The 19,479-nt window shown below is 48.7% G+C and carries 18 protein-coding genes, 1 tRNA gene and 1 pseudogene; 12 read left to right on the forward strand and 8 right to left on the reverse strand.

Annotation, left to right across the window (positions count from 1 at the left end):
* Positions 1-266: 266 nt before the first annotated feature.
* The 4 genes from AC5JPW_RS05985 (at position 267) to AC5JPW_RS06000 (ending at position 3,918) form a co-directional block, all read left to right on the forward strand.
* Positions 267-1,595 carry an MFS transporter gene (locus tag AC5JPW_RS05985; RefSeq protein ID WP_494238872.1) on the forward strand — a complete coding sequence of 443 codons (1,329 nt, stop codon included), beginning with the start codon at positions 267-269 and terminating at the stop codon, positions 1,593-1,595.
* A gap of 104 nt (positions 1,596-1,699) precedes the next feature.
* Positions 1,700-2,077 carry a VOC family protein gene (locus tag AC5JPW_RS05990; RefSeq protein ID WP_494238873.1) on the forward strand — a complete coding sequence of 126 codons (378 nt, stop codon included), beginning with the start codon at positions 1,700-1,702 and terminating at the stop codon, positions 2,075-2,077.
* A gap of 74 nt (positions 2,078-2,151) precedes the next feature.
* On the forward strand, positions 2,152-3,105 hold the full coding sequence (locus AC5JPW_RS05995) for a 2-hydroxyacid dehydrogenase (protein ID WP_494238875.1): 954 nt from the start codon (positions 2,152-2,154) through the stop codon (positions 3,103-3,105).
* A gap of 57 nt (positions 3,106-3,162) precedes the next feature.
* Entirely contained in the window at positions 3,163-3,918 is a 756-nt protein-coding gene (locus AC5JPW_RS06000; protein ID WP_494238876.1) for an SDR family oxidoreductase, read from the forward strand.
* 51 nt (positions 3,919-3,969) lie between these two features.
* Here the strand turns inward: AC5JPW_RS06000 and AC5JPW_RS06005 are convergent, their stop codons facing one another.
* The 3 genes from AC5JPW_RS06005 to AC5JPW_RS06015 form a co-directional block, all read right to left on the reverse strand.
* On the reverse strand, positions 3,970-4,788 hold the full coding sequence (locus AC5JPW_RS06005) for a hypothetical protein (protein WP_494238877.1): 819 nt from the start codon (positions 4,786-4,788) through the stop codon (positions 3,970-3,972).
* A 95-nt stretch (positions 4,789-4,883) separates the two neighbouring features.
* Complete coding sequence (locus tag AC5JPW_RS06010) at positions 4,884-5,669, reverse strand: DUF3750 domain-containing protein (RefSeq protein WP_494238879.1); 786 nt, start codon at positions 5,667-5,669, stop codon at positions 4,884-4,886.
* A 1,034-nt stretch (positions 5,670-6,703) separates the two neighbouring features.
* Positions 6,704-7,786: an acyltransferase family protein gene (locus tag AC5JPW_RS06015; RefSeq protein ID WP_494238881.1), complete on the reverse strand. Its 1,083-nt coding sequence runs from the start codon at positions 7,784-7,786 to the stop codon at positions 6,704-6,706.
* Between the two features lie 1,277 nt (positions 7,787-9,063).
* Here AC5JPW_RS06015 and AC5JPW_RS06020 point away from each other — a divergent pair.
* Positions 9,064-9,195: pseudogene (locus AC5JPW_RS06020) on the forward strand (tyrosine-type recombinase/integrase); the annotation flags it as partial.
* A gap of 98 nt (positions 9,196-9,293) precedes the next feature.
* Here the strand turns inward: AC5JPW_RS06020 and AC5JPW_RS06025 are convergent.
* Positions 9,294-9,381: transfer RNA gene (locus AC5JPW_RS06025), tRNA-Ser, on the reverse strand.
* 139 nt (positions 9,382-9,520) lie between these two features.
* A complete protein-coding gene (locus tag AC5JPW_RS06030; protein WP_494238883.1) occupies positions 9,521-11,155 on the reverse strand; it encodes an ABC transporter substrate-binding protein in 1,635 nt (544 codons plus the stop codon).
* 270 nt (positions 11,156-11,425) lie between these two features.
* On the opposite strand from AC5JPW_RS06030, the gene yccA reads away from it, so the two are divergent.
* Both yccA and tusE read left to right on the forward strand, forming a co-directional pair.
* The gene (gene yccA, locus AC5JPW_RS06035; protein WP_494238885.1) at positions 11,426-12,085 is read left to right on the forward strand and encodes an FtsH protease modulator YccA; all 660 of its coding nucleotides are present in this window, start codon (positions 11,426-11,428) and stop codon (positions 12,083-12,085) included.
* Between the two features lie 92 nt (positions 12,086-12,177).
* Positions 12,178-12,504, forward strand: coding sequence for a sulfurtransferase TusE (tusE, locus tag AC5JPW_RS06040; RefSeq protein ID WP_494238887.1), 327 nt, complete (start codon positions 12,178-12,180; stop codon positions 12,502-12,504).
* Here the strand turns inward: tusE and yccX are convergent.
* Complete coding sequence (gene yccX, locus AC5JPW_RS06045; RefSeq protein ID WP_494241145.1) at positions 12,501-12,782, reverse strand: acylphosphatase; 282 nt, start codon at positions 12,780-12,782, stop codon at positions 12,501-12,503. The genes tusE and yccX overlap by 4 nt on opposite strands.
* A gap of 232 nt (positions 12,783-13,014) precedes the next feature.
* On the opposite strand from yccX, the gene AC5JPW_RS06050 reads away from it, so the two are divergent.
* From AC5JPW_RS06050 to hspQ, 3 genes are all read left to right on the forward strand, one after another.
* The gene (locus AC5JPW_RS06050; protein ID WP_494238888.1) at positions 13,015-13,818 is read left to right on the forward strand and encodes a hypothetical protein; all 804 of its coding nucleotides are present in this window, start codon (positions 13,015-13,017) and stop codon (positions 13,816-13,818) included.
* Between the two features lie 77 nt (positions 13,819-13,895).
* Positions 13,896-15,086: a 23S rRNA (cytosine(1962)-C(5))-methyltransferase RlmI gene (gene rlmI, locus AC5JPW_RS06055; RefSeq protein WP_494238890.1), complete on the forward strand. Its 1,191-nt coding sequence runs from the start codon at positions 13,896-13,898 to the stop codon at positions 15,084-15,086.
* Between the two features lie 59 nt (positions 15,087-15,145).
* Positions 15,146-15,463 (forward strand): heat shock protein HspQ, encoded by a 318-nt coding sequence (gene hspQ / locus AC5JPW_RS06060; RefSeq protein ID WP_494238892.1) that lies wholly within the window; start codon positions 15,146-15,148, stop codon positions 15,461-15,463.
* Between the two features lie 27 nt (positions 15,464-15,490).
* On the opposite strand, the gene AC5JPW_RS06065 is transcribed toward hspQ, so the two are convergent.
* On the reverse strand, positions 15,491-15,904 hold the full coding sequence (locus AC5JPW_RS06065; protein WP_494238894.1) for a CoA-binding protein: 414 nt from the start codon (positions 15,902-15,904) through the stop codon (positions 15,491-15,493).
* 167 nt (positions 15,905-16,071) lie between these two features.
* Here AC5JPW_RS06065 and csgI point away from each other — a divergent pair, with 167 nt between their 5' ends.
* Positions 16,072-16,734 (forward strand): curli synthesis inhibitor, encoded by a 663-nt coding sequence (csgI, locus tag AC5JPW_RS06070; protein ID WP_494238895.1) that lies wholly within the window; start codon positions 16,072-16,074, stop codon positions 16,732-16,734.
* Between the two features lie 111 nt (positions 16,735-16,845).
* The gene (gene mgsA / locus AC5JPW_RS06075; protein WP_494238897.1) at positions 16,846-17,304 is read left to right on the forward strand and encodes a methylglyoxal synthase; all 459 of its coding nucleotides are present in this window, start codon (positions 16,846-16,848) and stop codon (positions 17,302-17,304) included.
* A gap of 33 nt (positions 17,305-17,337) precedes the next feature.
* On the opposite strand, the gene helD is transcribed toward mgsA, so the two are convergent.
* The gene (gene helD, locus AC5JPW_RS06080) at positions 17,338-19,392 is read right to left on the reverse strand and encodes a DNA helicase IV (protein ID WP_494238898.1); all 2,055 of its coding nucleotides are present in this window, start codon (positions 19,390-19,392) and stop codon (positions 17,338-17,340) included.
* Positions 19,393-19,479 lie beyond the last annotated feature (87 nt).

The following is a 19,479-nucleotide window of genomic DNA, read 5'->3' on the forward strand; positions in this document are numbered from 1 at the left end:
CGTCACATGCAGTGAAGCCTGACAAATTGATGCTCATATAAGAATTGCGGAATAGCAGCAACAGGATCGACAGAAAAATAAAGGGTGTTTGCGCGAGTTTAACGACTCGTCAAGGAAACGCATTGGATTTTATTTGGCGAACCGTTGTTCACGAAAATCAATGGGCATTTGGGTCGAAGAGACACCTTACTAATAATGATTAACCCGCCAAACACCAGGGTTAACAAATATAACGTATACCTACAAATCCACGAAGGACGAAAAATATGAACCATATGCAACAACAAGAACTTACCGAGGCATCAATAGATGCCAGAGTGGTTCCCAAACAAAAGGCCACCCGTATTCGGTATTACATGCTGGCGCTGATCTTGTTTGCGACAATTATTAACTTTGTCGACAGATCGAGCCTGGGTATTCTGGCTCCTTTTATCAGTAAAGATCTGGCTCTGGATAAAGTACAGATGGGGCAGATATTTGCCGCATTTGGCCTGACCTACGCATTCGCACTTGTGCCTGGCGGCATTATTGCGGACGTTTTAGGTTCACGTATTGCCTACGCATTTTCACTGATAACCTGGTCCCTGGCTACCATGACACAAGGGGTCGCCAGCGGCTTTAACATGCTGTTCGGCTCTCGTCTGGCAATCGGCGCGCTTGAAGCCCCAGCTTTTCCCTCTAATGCCCGCGCGGTCACCATGTGGTTCCCGACCGGCGAACGTGGTTTCGCCACCAGCGTGTACGTTATGGGGCAATACATCGGCACGCCGCTGTTTACCGGGCTACTGCTGTGGATAGCAAACGGTTTTGGCTGGCGCTCCGCCTTTTATTTGACCGGTGGTGCTGGCGTGCTGTTCGGTATTTTGTGGTACATCTGGTATCGCGATCCGTTAAATCATCGTGCCGTTAACGAAGCGGAATTGAAGCATATTCAGGAAGGCGGCGGTCTTGTCGGTAAAAAAGAACGCGACCGCTTTGACTGGAAAAATGCCCTGAGACTGTTGAAACATCGTCAGATACTGGCTATTTGCCTGGGTAAATTCTGTAATAACGCCATCCTCGTATTCTTTACTACCTGGTTTATGACGTATCTGGTTGAAGAACGTCAAATGACGATGATTAAGGTCGGTATATTCCAGGCGTTGCCTTTCCTTGGCGCTACCGCAGGGATATTACTGGCAGGCTTTTTCTCCGATTTCTTTATTCGCCGTGGCTATTCCATGTCCGTTGCCAGGAAAGCACCGCTGATTATCGGCACGCTGTTAGGTTCATCTATTCTTCTGGTTAACTTTGTGACCTCCAATGAATTGATCATCGTTATTCTGACGATCTCTTTCTTTGCTCAGGGCGTGGGATCATCCTCCTGGGCGGCGGTATCAGAAATAGCCCCGCGACAATACATTGGATTAACCAGCAGTATTACCAGCCTTGCCGCCAATATTGCCGGTGTCACTACACCAATCATGATTGGTTATATTCTCCACGCCACCGGTCAGTTCTTCTGGGCGCTTAATATGATGGGGATTATGTGTTTAATCGGCGCATTTGCGTATTCATTCCTGCTGGGCCCTCTGTCCCGTATTGAAATGGATTAATGGAAATTGGCCAGAGTAGCAGAGTGCTACCTGGCCATTAACGAACATTGAGCAATGTTGATTTATCTGGCTTAAGCCGACACGACTGAGAGAGAGGTACATAAGTGTCTAAATATACATGGGATCATTTGCAGTTACGCAGCCCGGACCCTGAGCAGACCGCCGCCTGGTTCGAGCGTTGCCTGAATGCTGAAATCATTCGCAAGCCCGGTAAAGTGGATATCCGCCTGGCTGGAATCAACATCTTTATCGCCCCGGTGACGGAAGGTGATGGCGTTGCGCCTGCACCGCTTCCGCCCTACCAGGGACTTGATCATTTTGGCCTGACGGTCGATAACCTGGACGAAATTGTGGCCGAGTTAAAAAGTAGGGATGTGATATTTACCCAGGAACCGATCACTATTCGCCCTGGCGTGCGCGGCTGTTTTATTCGCGGGCCACAAAATATCTCTATTGAAATACTTGAGCGACGCCTGAGTTAACGCCACTCACTCGCGCACACCAGCATAAAAATTTTAGCTAGCCATTTATTGGCCGCCACTATGGACATAATGTTATGAAACCCAGCATCCTGCAGTTAAACCCGATTCTTATTCCCGCTATTAGTGAAAAATTAAATGCACTCTATACCGTGCACCGTTATTTCGAAATCGAAGACAAAGAGTCGTTTATCAAAGAGTTTGGCAACAGCATTCGTGGTGTCGTCTCTGGTGGCCACACGGGTATCAGCAATGCCCTGATGGAAAAACTACCGGCGCTGGAAGTCGTCGCGATCAACGGCGTGGGGGTGGATGCTGTTGACCTGGAATACGCGCGCAAACGCAAGATCCACGTCACGGCGACGCTTGGGGCACTGACAGAAGATGTTGCCGACCTGGCAATTGGCTTGCTGATTGCCACCTGCCGTGGCATTTGCTCGGGTGACCGCGTGGTGCGTAACGGTGAGTGGGCGAAAAACCCGCATCCTGGAGCCATCCCCCTCTCCCGCCGCTTTAGCGGCATGCGTGTTGGCATCGTAGGCATGGGGCGCGTTGGCCGCGCCATCGCCACGCGCGCTTCTGCTTTCGGCTGCCCGGTTGCCTATACCGATCTCCATGCTATGACCGATCTTGATTATCCCTTTATTGCCGATCTGCAGGAGCTGGCACGTCAGAGCGATGCCCTAATCCTTGCCGCATCCGCTGACAAAGCGGAAGGCATCGTCAATGCCGCAGTACTTGAAGCACTCGGCAAAAATGGTTTTCTCGTCAACATCGCCCGAGGAAAACTGGTCAATGAGCCAGATCTGGTCGACGCCCTGGTCGCCGGTCGCATTCAGGGTGCCGGATTAGATGTCTTCGTTGACGAGCCTAATGTGCCTGCCCCGCTGTTTGGGATGGACAACGTTGTCCTTCAGGCACACCGTGCCAGCGCCACCATTGAGACCCGTACCGCCATGGGCGAGATGGTGCTGGCAAGCCTTGCTCAGGCGCTGAGCGGGCAACGTCCGGAATGCAGCCTGACGGCTTAATTCCTTATTTTTAATACTATTTCCCATTTAAATTTGATGAAGCAGAAGGACGTAGCCATGTTCACTTCAAGTAAAATCGCCCTGGTCACAGGCGCAGGCAGTGGAATTGGCCGGGCGACAGCCATCGCATTGTCGCAGGCAGGTTATTTTGTTGTCCTGGTGGGACGCCGCCTCGAACCCTTACTGGAAACCGTTTCGTTACTGAAGGGCAGCGAGCAGTCTATGGTTGTCCCCACCGACGTCACCAGCCCGGAATCGGTAGCGGCACTCTTTATCCGCATTAAAGAAAAATGTGGTCATCTTGACGTGCTGTTCAACAATGCAGGTACCAACTTCCCGGGTATTCCGTTTGAAGAGTTGAGCTACGAAAAGTGGACCTCGGTGGTGAATGTCAACCTGACGGGGATGTTCCTTTGCGCGCAGGGCGCGTTCCGCCTGATGAAAGAACAGACTCCACAGGGTGGGCGCATCATCAACAATGGGTCTATTTCGGCCCATGCTCCGCGTCCTGATTCGGCGGCTTACACCGCGACCAAACATGGCGTTACCGGTCTGACCAAAAGCATTTCTCTTGATGGCCGTAAATATGGCATTGCCTGTGGCCAGATCGACATCGGCAACGCGCATACCGAACTTTCGCAACGCATGGCAAAAGGGGTCAAACAAGCGAACGGTGAGGTGGTGGTTGAAGCGATGATGGATGTGTCGCAAGTTGCAAACAGCGTGGTCTACATGGCGGGCGTGCCGCTCGACACCAACGTACAGTTCATTACCGTGATGGCGACAACCATGCCGTTCGTGGGACGTGGCTAAGCAGAAGAGAGTGGGCAGCATGTGCTGCCCATTTTAAGCCCGATCTCGCTATTACTGCATCGACCCTCTCGAGCCAGAGCAGACCAACTGGCGACGCTTGATATGGTACATCTCAATATCTGATTGCAGAAAGAAACCCATTTCCCAGGGGTTTTTGCGGATAAATTCTTCGCGGATGGTTTCATACAGTTCAGTTCCGGACGGAACCAGAAACGCTTCGCCTTCCACAATCGTGTAATTCCACTCAATCGCCCGCTCAAAGGTGTAGTGCGCGCGCTCATCCATCGCAAAGAAACAGTGCGGATTACGCTTAAGCAATTTCGATTTAAACATGGCGGGGAACGTGATGAGGAAAATGTCGTCATCTACCGTCGAAAGGAAGGCAAGCACGGTCGTGTGCGGTTGTTCATTAGCCATCGTGATCAGCACACCGACTTTGTTGACTGCATCTTTCGATTCCGGTGCGGGCATTGTTTTCAGTGTGGTAACTGGGACTTGCAGCTCGGGGCGGTCATCTTTCGGGAATTCATACCCTTCTTCGCGTATCTCAAGCACCACACTCATGCCGTGAATCAACTGGCATTCACGTGGCGCGATAACTACCCAGTCATCTTCCTCGCTGGTAATGCGGCCTTTATAGGAAGCACGATAAACGCTGATTTCAGCATCGAACTCATCAACACCGGAACGGTTATCCAGATGCAGGGTGACCAAATCCCCCACCGCCAGTGCGTGCCCTTTGGGGAAATACACTTTCAGGCTGTTATCTGCCCGAATAAAAACACCACAAACGTGAATGACCACATTGTCCTGCTGGTAGCCCGCCAGAATACCGAGCACTTGCTTGCCCAGATAAGTTGCCAGATTCATTTCCGTCTTCTCCCTGAAACACTGTTTTTGATCTGACAGTTATCGGCAACGTTTTGTTAAAGGATAATTTTTTTAACGTTGATGCGCACTAAAGGCTAGCGGGATGTCTCAGCATCAGGTTTTTGCACATTATCGTGCCCCACGCCACCAATAAACGGCAAGCGCAGACGTAACGGAGAGAAGCCCACACCCATATTTAACCCCAACACATTGAGCTCAACCCCTTCTTCAGCACCAATCGTAAAACCTGCCACACCCAGCAACGAAACCTGAACCCCTCGCCCGGACGGCGGTAATCCCACTGGATCAAGCAATGCACGGAAATCTTTTCCTACTGCATTGGCGGGCATATCCAGTTTCAGCGCGGGGACCTGGCGCCCGATGTGGGCGATAAAAGTATTGCTGTTGGGACCGGGCCATGCGCGATAGGTCTCAGGCCAGGGGTAAGAGGCGATTGCCGCTTCAATTTGCGGGATCATGGCTTCAGCCTCTGCACCTCGATGCTCCACCAGCAACCGTGGTTTTGCTCCGTACCAGTAGCCATCGGGTGAGTTTCGATTGCGACGTACTTTCTCGCCCGATCCCCAACTGATGACTTCGTAGCGGTTGTAATCCGTTTCCCCGGCACGTTTAAAGATAATCCACGGATGTACCGCCACCACGCCTTTCCATCCCCATGTCGGCGCCGCATAGACCTGAACAATCGCTTCGCTGGCATAGCGACGGGCATCGGGTGCCAGTCCGGCAGAGTCACGACGAGCTGTTGCCCACCCTTCCTGCGGCAGCGATTCCCGCTTGTGTACTGCCAGAGCAAGGCTTGCAAAAATGGTGAGCAAAATCAGGCAAAGAAAGCCCAGATAAACGGTTTTCATCAGAATCATTGCGGCCTGTTGTTAACGAAAGCACGGGAGTGTCAGGGGATTATAAAACGATTTTTGTTTGCTACGGGAGCATCAGGGGCGGAACTGAAAAGATGAGTTTGAACAGAACGAGACAGATGTCGAAAATTCTTGCATCAACCACTCTTATGCAAAATCATTTATGCCATCTCACCAATGATTTAATCATATTCATTAAAAAAATAGTACCCCATCTAAATATCCAAGGTGTCATTGAGCTAACTCAACCGGGGATCGTTGATATTGTAAGAGAGCACCACAAACACCTCTCACGGCCTGTCCACAATCATCAGTGTGTCTTGAATAATTCCATCCCTCAAACAAGATCCGACAGCCTACATGAAAAATGTGACGACAGGTTTATTGATGAACCACCTGCCAAGCGACATATAACTCTTAGCTGGTGACGCAAAGTCCATATAATAACCCTACCAGGAATGTAGCGTTTAACCGTGCACTCATCACCCTCTCGAGTGGAGAGGCCCTTGAAAGTGGTAAGGTAACAGTCGATCCGCTCATTAGCCTGTTGAAGCGTGCAGTACCAGTCGTGTTTGGCAAACTAACACACAAACCGACTGGTCGTAACCGCGCGAAGACCACACGGTTTAAGAACCACTGAAGCCCGGAATGACCAACCAATGCCAACACATCTCGACATAAATTACCTCACATAAACACTATTTTTAAACAAAAAACTATTCGATGTGAGTGAGCAACCCCCCGCTCCGTTAGACAGGGGGTTTAAGGGGATTATCTTTTGTGGAGATAAAGTTAAGGCATGGTAATCATTTTTATAGAACCTGATACATTAGCTCAACTCCTGCAATCTCAATATTGATTTACTCAAATTCACTCCACAAAGTGATCGAAAACCCAGGACAGTACAGTGCGCAGCAGGCAACAAAATCGACATATAGCATTTAATTTCCTCAGTCATTTTGATGGCACAATACTCGCCTCAGAAAAAATTGCCGAGGAAAATTCCAAATGTAAACAATGGCCCTGTCAACGCATTTTTAACCAACAAGCCCATTATCTATGGTGGCTTTTTTTATTTTTTTTGAACCTACTTTCATACATGGTGATTCTATTATTCTCCACGACACATAAGAAAATAAAAAAGCGATCGGTATAGCAGTAATTGTTATTATCCATGGTTTCATGTGGACTACATTATTCAAAAGTGAATATGCGATTTGTTGCGCAGGCCATCCATATAAATACATACCATAAGAATAATCATTTTTTAACTGAAGTCTTCTTTTTGCAAAACCAGAAGTTCCTAACCAAATTGAAAAAACTATAGCCAAACTAAAAATAGCCCCCTTATAAAACAGGGACCCCTTAAAAATTAAGACCGCAACCAGAAATACGATAACTATTGGTAAACCAACCTTAATCTTATCCTCAAGAAGGTAAAAAATCCCACCAATTAAGAAGACACATGAAAAAACAGGAAAGGAGTAATTTCCATAAGACAAGGCATCATCCCCAATCATTGGTACATATGATGGGTAAACCGCTATTGAAATTACCAGAATGACAAAAACTGCAACTCTATACTCTCTTGATTTAGCAAAAAAACCAGAAACATACATCACAGCCAGAAAAAGATACAATCTCACTTCTAAAGTAATTGACCATAACGAACCGTTAAGTGAATTAGTCCTATGGGCATCGTAAACCCCTGGAATCACATGAATATTCCAGACTGCAATAGAGTTACTCAGGAAGTAATTAAATGCCTCATTAGAGGTTATCATTTCAATAAAAGATGCACCTCCAAATACCCATGAGAAAAAATAAGAAGTTAAGAAGCAACAAACGATCAACGCCGGATATACTCGAAGTATTCTTTTTTTTAAATAATCAAATGCATTATCTGAAGAAAATAAACTCTTGGTCACAAGAGCACCACTCAGGAAGAAAAAAACTGCAACACTTATTTCTCCTGCATGAGTTACTCGGGTAATTTTAGAAATTAACTCAACATATTTATCTTCTGGAGCAATGGCGTAGCTATGAGAATAAATAACAACAACAGCAGCCACAAGCTTTATAAAATTAAAAGCATTATTTTTTCTATTAAAAATGCTCACATTATTTTCCTATAAGATTGTTATAAATACCACAGTGTGATTTTATGATTTTATCAAACAGAAGTCATCCTAATTTCACTACAACCAAGATACGCCTTGTGATATGAAGGTTAAGAGGGAAATCGTACCACCCCACTTGCACGCACTGTACTCATACCAAAAAAGTGATTTTGCGGAACAGATTTACCCAGAAAAACCGGGACAAATAACCCATTCTGGATTAACCCTTATAATAGCAAGATTATCATCCAGCCAGGAAAACAGTTCACTAACCTATTCATTTGCCGCTTTACCTCAATCTACTGCACCTTGGCACCTGGGAATTTGAAAATCAACCTTTATCATCAACACCAACCTTTGTTGTTCAACCTGAACTGCAAGTTGTTCTTGAGTTGGATGGGACACATCGAAGCCATACAAGCTTTACCAAAAACTGAGTTATTTTCCTGGTGCGGTGTTCGACTCCAGTATATTTTCGTATCTTCTTCCGAGAATAGAATGGCGCCAGTTGGCCAAGTGTGCTCACTGCAAGTTCCATCATCTTTACATGCGGATAGTGTGAATGAATTCTAAGATTGAGCATAATATGCTGTGGCCACATTAGTACCCTAATTGAAGTGCGATGGATTCAAAGCCCATCACCACTTGAGAAGGATGATACGGTCTCTCACTGGACTACCATACCAACTTGTACGTCTGGTATGCGGATGAAGTCTTTCTTAGAAAATAACCGTTTATTAAAATACTCATTGCAACCGCCACACCTGGCAGCAAGCTGGTCGATGCTCCAGTCGCTAACTGGGTATTTATCGCAACACCTTGTTTTGCTACATATTCAAAACCAAGCGCTGAAAGAGCCTCGACAAACACGATAGATCCATCGGTTTAATATCAGCAAACGGGTGTATCCAGCTAAGAAATAATTTCCAGGGCGTTTATATGCCAGGCAAAAGGCCATTCTTAGTCGTTAAGCACTTCACCACATGCAGACATACCCGTCATCGTCTGGCGAACCTGCATCATGGCTATCGTGTAGCCCAGTAAAGACAGACAAATTCGAACCGTTCGGGAAACCAACATTACCGTTAGCATCAGACATTATGTAAATGCCAACCGTTCCGGCACCATCAACACGCCGTTTCACCCAGCCAGGGCTCGAAGACTAAGGGAACCAAGCTCAGCATTGCACAGGGAAAATACGCGATACAAACATCTTCACAACCAGGAATCGTTACGAAGAAGAAAAGGCAAAGCATCATGACGTAATGGCCTTCGCCAAAGGTTCAAGTCAATATAAACAGCTTTTCAGTGGACACAAAACAGAGAGTCAGGTGCTGGTTTACGACAGAAAAATTAAAGTTTCACCGTCGCTGGATCTGCCATTTTTGAGTGATGCAGAGGAAGATTGAGGCTGGCGTGTCGGAAAATATACCAAGTGAATATACCAACACTTTACCAAGAGCCAGAAAAACAAAGGGCTTACCTAATGGTAAGCCCTTGTTTAATCTGGCGGAAGCGTAGAGATTCGAACTCTAGAACCCTTTCGGGTCGCCGGTTTTCAAGACCGGTGCCTTCAACCACTCGGCCACACTTCCGGAATGAGGCGCACTATAAACATCCCGATGACGTCTGTAAAGCCCGATATTCACTGTTTGCCTGAAAAACAGGCAAATGTGATTTAATTGCCTGAAATAACACCACATTGACCATTAAAACAGCATAATTCGCGTTCCATCAGCCCTCATGTTTTTTGATATACATATCTTTGGTGTAGTAATAACCCAGGTGATCGGGGGCAAATCCACCGACCCACGGTTTCACCAGGTGTGTACGGACATAGTGGTAAAGCGGAATCGCGGGAACGTCCTGCGCCAGAATATCTTCAGCCTGCTGGTAGTAATGACCACGCTGCGTCACGTCCTTCGCTTTGGCAGCATTTTGCAAAACTTCGTCATAGGCAGGATTGCTGTACTTCGAGGTATTTTCACTGTCGCCGGTGCGGAAATTGTTTAAGAACGTAGCCGCATCATCATAATCCGCAATCCATGCATAGCGTACCGCGTCGAAATTGCCGGTATGCATGGTATCTAGCATGGTCTTCCACTCTTGATTCTGCAGTTTCGCCTCAACACCCAGGTTTTTCTTCCACATTGAACTGACAGCAATCGCCAGGCGCTGATGGGTCTCCATTGTGTTGTAGAGCAAATTGAACGACAGCGGATGGGCATCATTGTACCCGGCCTCATTGAGCAGCTTTTTCGCTTCCTCAATACGTTTTTCGCGAGGCCATGAGGCGTATTCCGGTGCTTTTAAAGCCACGCCGCCAATTTCTGGCTGGCTGATTAACCAGGCCGGACGTTGTCCCTGCCCCATTACCTTCTCCGCAATGATGTCTTTGTCGAGTGCCATATTCAGCGCACGACGAACTCGGGCGTCATTAAACGGCGGTCTGGTGGTGTTCAGTTCGTAATAGTAAGTGGAGAGAAGTGGCAGGACGCTCACCTGGTCGCCCATCGTCTTTTTCAGCTGTGCAAACTGATTAACAGGAATGGTGTAGGAGACATCAATTTCACCCGCCTTATAACGGTTCACATCGGCAGTTTCTGAGCTGATAGGCAAGTAAGTCACTTTATTGATAACCGTGGCTTTATCATTCCAGTAGCGGGTATTACGCTGGGCGATGATTTTTTCATTCACGACCCAGTCGCTAAGCTTATACGCACCGCTGGTAACGATGTGCTCTGGCTTAGTCCACTTCTCGGCAAACCGATTAATCAGGATTTTGTCGACCGGAACCATAGAGGGGTGGGCAAGCATCGCCAGGAAAGCGGCGGTTGGCTGCGTCAGACGGACTTCAAGTGTGTTGTCATCCAGCGCTTTGACGCCAAGGGTGTCAGGAGATTTTTCACCCAGTGCGATCTCTCTGGCGTTCTCAATGTGCATATTTCCGGGATAGCTGGCATAAGGTGACGCCGTTTTTGGATCGACCAGACGCTGCCAGCTCCAGACAAAATCTTTCGCCGTAATGGCGGTTCCATCAGACCAGGTTGCTTTAGGGCGCAAATGGAAAATCCAGACAGTATTGTCTTTGTTTTCCCACGTTTGCGCGAGGCGTGGCTCAATTGTGCCATCATTTTTGACTGCAACAAGCCCATCGAATAAATCGCTGATAATTGTGAATTCAACGTCGCTTTCTACTTTATGCGGATCGAGTGAAGCAGGTTCACTTCCGTTATTGCGGACCAGTTCCTGTCGTGCGGCAAGCTCAGTGCCTTCAGGTACGTTGGCGGCAAATGACAATGGCGCAGCGCTTAAGCCGCTGATTGTTAACATACTCAGTGCAACACGCGTTAAATAGTGTGGTTTCATATCCTTCGCCCTGATGGTTTTCCTGATGACAATGACCATACAGTCTTAACGTTCAAAACAGGCCAGATCAATATTTTTCAGTCACATATAAGACACCGGTATGGTTATTTTTTACAAATGCGCACTGATACCAATTTTTATAAAAAACGCAGGATAAACAGCTTCATTGACAGGCTTGCATTTTGAGTAAAGATGGGTAAAACAGCTAGGTAAGGAAACGGGGATTTTCTATCCTCATCATTTATGACATCCGTTAAAAGAGAGTGCCTCATGGATCGTATTATTACCTCCTCGCGCGACCGTACATCGTTGCTTAGCACCCATAAGGTGCTGCGCAATACTTATTTCCTGCTGAGCCTGACGCTGGCGTTTTCCGCTATTACAGCAACCGCAAGCACCTTGCTGGCGCTGCCTTCTCCGGGCCTGATTCTGACGCTGGTGGGTATGTACGGTCTGATGTTCCTGACCTACAAAACCGCTAATCAGCCGATCGGTATTTTGTCTGCGTTCGCCTTTACCGGTTTTTTAGGTTACATCCTGGGTCCAATCCTCAACGCTTATCTTTCCGCAGGTATGGGTGACGTGATTGGTCTGGCATTGGGCGGTACGGCTCTGGTGTTCCTCAGCTGCTCGGCCTATGTTCTGACCACTCGCAAAGACATGTCTTTCCTCGGTGGCATGCTGATGGCAGGCATCGTAATTGTGGTTATCGGGATGGTGGCGAACATCTTCCTGCAACTGCCTGCTCTGCACCTGGCGATTAGCGCGGTGTTTATCCTGATTTCAACGGGTGCCATCCTGTATGAAACCAGTAACATCATTAACGGCGGTGAGACGAACTACATTCGTGCGACCGTGAGTTTGTATGTTTCTATCTACAACATCTTCGTCAGCCTGTTGAGCATTCTCGGCTTCGCCAGCCGCGACTAATCATCAGCCTGTAATGACCAAAGCCCCGCTTAAGCGGGGCTTTCTTTTTTGCTACACTGCCCGACAGTGAATGACTGACATTGCGATAAACCATGATTTTCGAAGGCAAAGAAATAGAAACTGATAGCGAAGGCTATCTGAAAGACACCGCGCTTTGGAGTGAAGAACTGGCTTCAGCTATCGCCGAAAAGGAGGGGATCACCCTTGCTGTTGAACACTGGGAAGTTGTGCGTTTTGTGCGCGATTTTTATCTGGAATTCAACACATCGCCCGCCATCCGCATGCTGGTGAAAGCAATGGCGAATAAATTTGGCGAAGAGAAAGGTAACAGCCGCTACCTGTATCGCCTGTTCCCCAAAGGTCCAGCCAAGCAGGCAACCAAAATCGCGGGCCTGCCAAAGCCGGTAAAATGTATTTAGTAGCGAATGCTAAAATTTGTCCACTCGCTGCCGGGGTGATGCGGCTCTGTAAGTACCCGCTCAACCCTGGCGCTACGAGGTCCACCCGCTTTTAACCACGCAATCAACTGTTCCACTTTTTGACTGTCGCCGCAGGCAACCACTTCAACACTGCCGTCGTCCATATTTCGGGCATAACCTGTGAGCCCTAAGCGTTGCGCTTCGTGTTGAGTGCTATAACGAAACCCCACGCCTTGTACCCGACCATGTACCCAGCAGATTGTGCAACTCGTTGATATGTCACTGCTCATAAATCCCCCTGACTGAACGTTTAGCGTTTGTTTTCGGCACCTGACAGATTAATTTTAGTAAAGTGTGCGCATGGGTACAAAAGTCATACTAAACTTCTGATTAGTGTAAAGATATTATTAAAATCCACACGCTTTTTACGTGCTGGTGTGACCATCCCCCCCCAGCACAATAATGGTTATCAGATGGAATGTTTTAGCCACATATCGTACAGGAAGATAAATGACTCAGGTTCGAATGATCGTAAGTGATATAAGCCAATGGCATGGCATTGAAGCCGATGTTCTGGATGCTTTGCTCATTGAAGCTTATCACTCCTTCTCCGGCATGGTGGGGTATGATCTTGAAAAGGATTTTCTTCTGACAAATGCCGACGAATCCACTTACCCCATGGTGTTTTCACCCCAATCGATCAGCAAAGACAACGATTATTATCGTGTCTGTTTGGATATCAAAGATCCAACAAACTGGGGAATGATTATTTACCAGATTACGCACATGTTTTGTCATGCGTATTGCCGCTGTGACAGAGCAAACGTGCACAAACATCACTGGTTTGAAGAAGCTATCTGTGAAGCTGCGGCGATGAGCCATCTCTACCACATTCAGAAGCACTGGGACGCATTGCCTCTGGCCAAATATCCAAAGATAAACGTAAGAAAAGAGCGCGTTTTCGCTTATCTGGAAGAGGTACTTAAGGATGTCCCACGCAATATTCCCACCTCCGCTATCCTCCAGTTTATTAATGACAACATTATGGTCCTGGAGGTCAAAAGTATTACTCGCATCTGGGATCAGGCCACCCTTCGAAATATCCACGGGGTTTCCCGTTATCTTTGTGAACAAGTTTTTTACCCGGATGTACGTCGCTGGAAAGCCGTAGGTTATTTGAATCTTTGGGATGCGTCCGAAGACAAAAACTTCATCAATTTCATCAAAAACTGGATTCATCATGGCGACAGTAATGTCAGGGCAGTGGCCAGTGCGCTCGGTGTAGTTATCGCAGAAACCGAAAATTCAGTTTGATACGCGCCACATTGCAATTGCGGCATGAACCCATGACAATAGCGCCCAATTTCCCCCGTTTAGCTGAATAATTGACTATGACTGCACGTTTAGTACTGACCAAAGGCCGTGAAAAATCACTGCTTCGCCGCCACCCTTGGGTTTTCTCCGGCGCTGTTGCCCGCATGGAAGGCAAAGCCAGCCTGGGTGAAACCGTTGACATCGTCGATTCTCAAGGCAAATGGCTGGCCCGCGGTGCGTTCTCCCCGGCATCACAAATTCGTGCCCGCGTCTGGACCTTTGATAAAGAAGAGGCGATTGATATCGACTTCTTTATCCGCCGCATTCAGCAAGCCCAGACCTGGCGTGACTGGCTGGCGCAACGCGATGGCCTGGATGGCTACCGCCTGATTGCCGGTGAATCTGATGGTTTACCCGGCATCACGATTGACCGCTTTGGCAATTTCCTGGTCCTGCAACTGCTGAGTGCCGGGGCGGAATACCAGCGCCCTGCGCTTTTATCGGCGTTGCAGACACTCTATCCGATCTGTTCCATCTACGATCGTAGTGATGTTGCGGTGCGTAAAAAAGAAGGAATGGAGCTGACACAAGGCCTGGTGGTCGGCGAAATGCCACCAGAACTGCTGCCTATCGAAGAAAATAGCATGAAGCTGTATGTCGATATTCAGACAGGTCATAAAACCGGTTATTACCTGGATCAGCGTGACAGTCGTCTCGCGACCCGCCGCTATGTTGAAGACAAACGCGTCCTCAACTGCTTCTCTTACACCGGTGGCTTTGCCATTTCAGCGTTAATGGGTAACTGCCGCCAGGTGGTGAGCGTTGACACGTCCCAGGAAGCACTGGATGTCGCCAAAAAGAACGTAGAACTGAATCAGTTGGACCTTAGCAAAGCAGAGTTTGTGCGTGACGACGTGTTTAAACTGCTGCGCAAATACCGCGACCAGGGCGAGAAATTTGATGTGATCGTGATGGACCCGCCGAAATTTGTGGAGAACAAAAGTCAGCTGATGGGCGCGTGTCGGGGCTATAAAGATATCAATATGCTGGCTATCCAGTTGCTTAACCCGGGTGGTGTGCTGATGACCTTCTCTTGCTCGGGGCTGATGACGACAGATTTATTCCAGAAAATTATTGCTGATGCCGCAATAGATGCAGGTCGTGATGTACAATTTATAGAGCAGTTCCGTCAGGCCGCCGATCACCCGGTGATCGCACCTTACCCGGAAGGGCTGTATCTGAAAGGGTTTGCCTGTCGCGTCATGTAACTTGATTTTTGGAACTTTGCCCGCATATCTGCGTAAGTAACAGTTTCCTGGAGGTGACTATGATAGCCAGCAAATTCGGTATCGGTCAGCAAGTTCGTCACTCGCTGTTAGGGTATCTGGGTGTCGTACTTGATATTGATGCAGAGTATTCTCTGGATGAACCGCCAGTCGATGAAATGGCGGTAAATGACGAGCTTCGTGCCGCGCCCTGGTACCATGTCATCATGGAAGGGGACGACGGCGAGCCGATTCATACTTATCTGGCAGAAGCGCAACTGATGCGCGAAATGGCGGATGAACACCCTGAGCAATCCTCTATGGATGAACTCTCACGTTCCATTCGCAAACAGCTGCAGGCTCCGCGCCTCCGACATTAACAACACCCCGCTAAGCGGGGTGTTTTTTTATTTGGCTAATCCCAGTCGAGGAATTTCAATGGCTGGACATCTGTCCATCACCACTTTCATTCCCGCTTCGCTGGCCAAGACTGCAGCCTGCTCGTTAATCACGCCCAGTTGCATCCACAGGGTTTTAGCCCCTATGGCAATGGCGTCCTGTGCTACGCCCCAGGCGGCTTCAGAATTACGAAACACATCCACCATATCCACTTTTTCAGGCACATCTGCGAGAGTCGCATAACCTTGCTGGCCCAGCAGGGTACTGCCTGCCACTTTCGGCGAAACGGGAATCACGTGATAACCCTGATCAAGAAGATATTTCATTACGCGGTAACTCGGCCTGTCAGGTTTATCACTCGCTCCCACTAACGCAATGGTACTTGTCGACTTAAGGATCTCAGCGATATCAGTCTCTTTCATGTTTCCTCCTGCGGTTTCTGAAAGTGTACGCCAAACATGCCATTGCAACCATGTATCCCATACAGAAGTATGAGAGCGTTTCGCTTAACGGTGACTATAAGTTAATAAATATAGACATAAGTCATGAGCCAGAATATCAGCCAGACGGAGTTCGACAGGAGCGCGTAATGAGAAGCGGCTTTGCGGTTGTGATAATGGCGTGTTTGTTACCCATTCAGGTTTTCGCCACGACCCTGAGGCTTTCTAACGATATTGATTTACTGGTTCTTGATGGCAAAAAAGTCTCCAGTTCGTTGCTTCGCGGTGCTGAAAGCATCGAACTGGAGAATGGCCTGCATCAGGTTGTCTTCCGCGTGGAGAAAACTGTCAACATCAGCCCCCATGAGTCGCGACTTTTTATCTCCGTTCCACTAATTGCCACTTTTAATACCCAGCGCATCGGCCAGGTCAATTTCTGTCTTCCTTCTCTGGAAACACAAAAGGATGCCGATCAGTTTAATACGACACCGCACATTGCTTTGCTTGATGGCAATGCTACCCCCATTCCTGTCAAGCTCGACATTCTCGACATCATCACGCACCCGAAAGGGGTTGATTTTGAAACGGATACCGAACGCTACAACAAAGCCGGGAAATACGCATCCTTGCCTCAATTCGCAACGATGATGGCCGACGACAGCACATTGTTGTCGGGAGTATCAGAGCTTGATATTCCACCAACACAATCGCAAACGCTTACTGAGCAGAGGTTAAAGTACTGGTATCAACAGGCCGATCCTGCGACCCGCGACCGTTTCATGCAGTGGGTGAAACAACAACCCTCATCCTGATAGTGCGCCAGTTAACATAACGCTCGCTATTGTGTTTTTTTTCACACCCTTCTCTTGCAGCATCAGGCGCTTCCAGTAATCTGTAGCGAAGCTAAATAACGGAATCAAACTATGGAACTCACTACACGCACTTTATCGGTGCGCAAGCACATTGCGCTGGTGGCACATGACCACTGCAAACAGATGTTGATGTCATGGGTCGAACGCCATCAGGCTCAACTGGCAAAACATGAGCTCTATGCGACGGGAACGACGGGGAATTTGATTCAACGCGCCACAGGCCTGAACGTGAATGCAATGTTAAGTGGCCCGATGGGTGGCGACCAACAGGTGGGTGCGCTGATTTCTGAAGGCAAAATTGATGTGCTTATTTTCTTCTGGGACCCGCTGAATGCGGTACCGCATGACCCCGATGTTAAAGCTCTGCTGCGTCTGGCAACCGTCTGGAACATTCCGGTTGCCACTAATCTGTCTACGGCTGATTTTATTATCCAGTCCCCCAACTTCAATGACAGCGTTGATATCCTGATCCCGGATTACCAACGCTACCTCGCTGAACGTCTGAAGTAAGCATTTACAGGCGGCAACACTGCCGCCTGGTTATCAAGGCTTACGGGCAACCGACACATTCAACCCTTTCAGGTCTTCCACGAATCGCGATGGGTTTTCTTTATTAAAGAGCACCCAGACCCGTTTTTTGGCTCGTGTCAGTGCGACATAGAGCAATCGTCGCTCTTCAGCATCAGGAAAATCTTCCGGTACGGGCAGCAATGCTTCTTCCATCAATGATTCGCGAGCGGGCGCGGGGAAACCGTCCTGGCCTTCATGAAGCCCCAGCACAATGACATATTCCGCCTGCTGCCCTTTGCTGGCATGCATCGTCATAAAATCGAGTTGCAGTTTGGGCCAGCGTGTTGCCGCTTTCTCTAAACTTGCCGGTTTGCCATGATGGTAACGCGCCAGTATCAGAATACGATCGTCTGGCGTCGCATACCCGCTGAGCTTATCGAGCAACGCATCCAGTTGATCGTCAGCCAGCAATGTCACTGCGTTCTTCTCTCCAGCCATCAGACTATTCAGAGGCTTATGCAGTTGATGAGGATTCTGCTGGACAAAACCATTCGCGACTTCCCCAATGCGGGTATTGAAACGATAAGTGGTATCCAGCGCGCAAAGATCGCCTTCACCGAAATAGTCATGAAAAGCGGTGGTCAGTGAAAGCTGAGCGCCGCTGAACCGATAGATAGCCTGCCAGTCATCCCCTACCGCAAACAGCGTCGTTTGTGAATTTTGCCGACGTAAGGCCGCCAGTAACGTCGCACGCTGTGGGGAAATATCCTGAAATTCATCCACCAGAATGTGTTTCCATGGACTCACAAACCGCCCTTTCTCCAGTACCGCAACGGCTTGATGAATGAGCCCCGAGAAATCAACCGCATTTTCGGCCTTCAGGGCCGCTTTCCAGGCTTTGAGCAAAGGTGCCATAAGCTTAATACGTTTACTGAACAGAGCCCGAATCTCTTCCGGCGCCCCCTCAATCATCTCTGCCTGACTACCGCCATGCATACGAATCAAACTGATCCATCGATCCAGCCTTGCGCTAATCCGCTTTAATATTTTCTTATCGTTCCAGAAGTCCCCTTCCGGCAGCGACCAGTCGAGTTCGTCATTGAGCCATTGCCGCCAGCCGTTGGCCTGTGATTTTTTCTCAGCACACTGCTGCTGCCATGTCTGCGTCAGAAGTGCTTGCCTTGCCGCCGTATCACTCTCCAGCTCACTGATGGCGGGGGCTTTCTTGCCGCCCTGCTGGATGATGTTCAGCGCGAGCGCATGGAAAGTCCGTGCGGTAATCTCTTCAGTGTGAAGCCGCTCGCGGATACGCTCATCCATCTCAAGGGCGGCTTTTCGGCCAAACGCCAGTAACAGAATTTGATCAGGCGATGCTTCGCCGCGTGCGAGCAACCAGCCAGCACGAGCCACCAGCACCGAGGTTTTTCCGCTACCGGCCCCCGCAAGCACCAACAGTGAATGTTCGCCATTAACCACGGCACGCGCCTGAGCCGGGTTCAAGGGGGAGGATTCGATATCCTTAAAGAACGGTGCGTACTGTGCAAGCATCTGTTCCGTCCAGGCCTGATTATGCTCAGCCCGACGTCCCTCGGTGTCGTGTAACCACGCCTGACACTGACGCCAGAGTTCGCGGCAATTCTCGAAGGTCTCAAGGCGACGCGGCGGAACGGGGAGCGCATTAAACGCATTGAGGAGTTGCTGTTTCAGACCGGATAGCTGGGAACGGGTCAGCCAGGCCGCATTATCAACCCGGCTCGCTATGGCATCCAGCTGCGCGGCAAGAACACCCGCAGCCACCTCGCTCATTTCCGCGCTCCAGTGCTGCCATCGTTCATTAAGATGCTGATAGAAACGCTGGGTTTCACCCCATTCAGTCCCGTGAAGGCGCACAACTTTGTTATCGACCAGAACAAATTCGAGTTCTCCCCACACCAGACCACGTTTACATTCGATGGTCAGTAACTGATTGAAGGGAATAAGATACTCATGTCGATCGCCAGAAACCTTTACCCCTGCATTGAGAAGGGCAATTCGGTCGTAGGGATGCTGTGCCAGACGTTTTCCTAATGAAGTTGCTTTTAGTTCCATCACACATCGTTTCTCAGCATATGACTGTGATTGTCAGTGTAACCGCCAGAGAAAACGTGCTCCAGTCTAAAAAATCATTACAATTGA

It is taken from the genome of Phytobacter sp. (assembly GCF_059074235.1).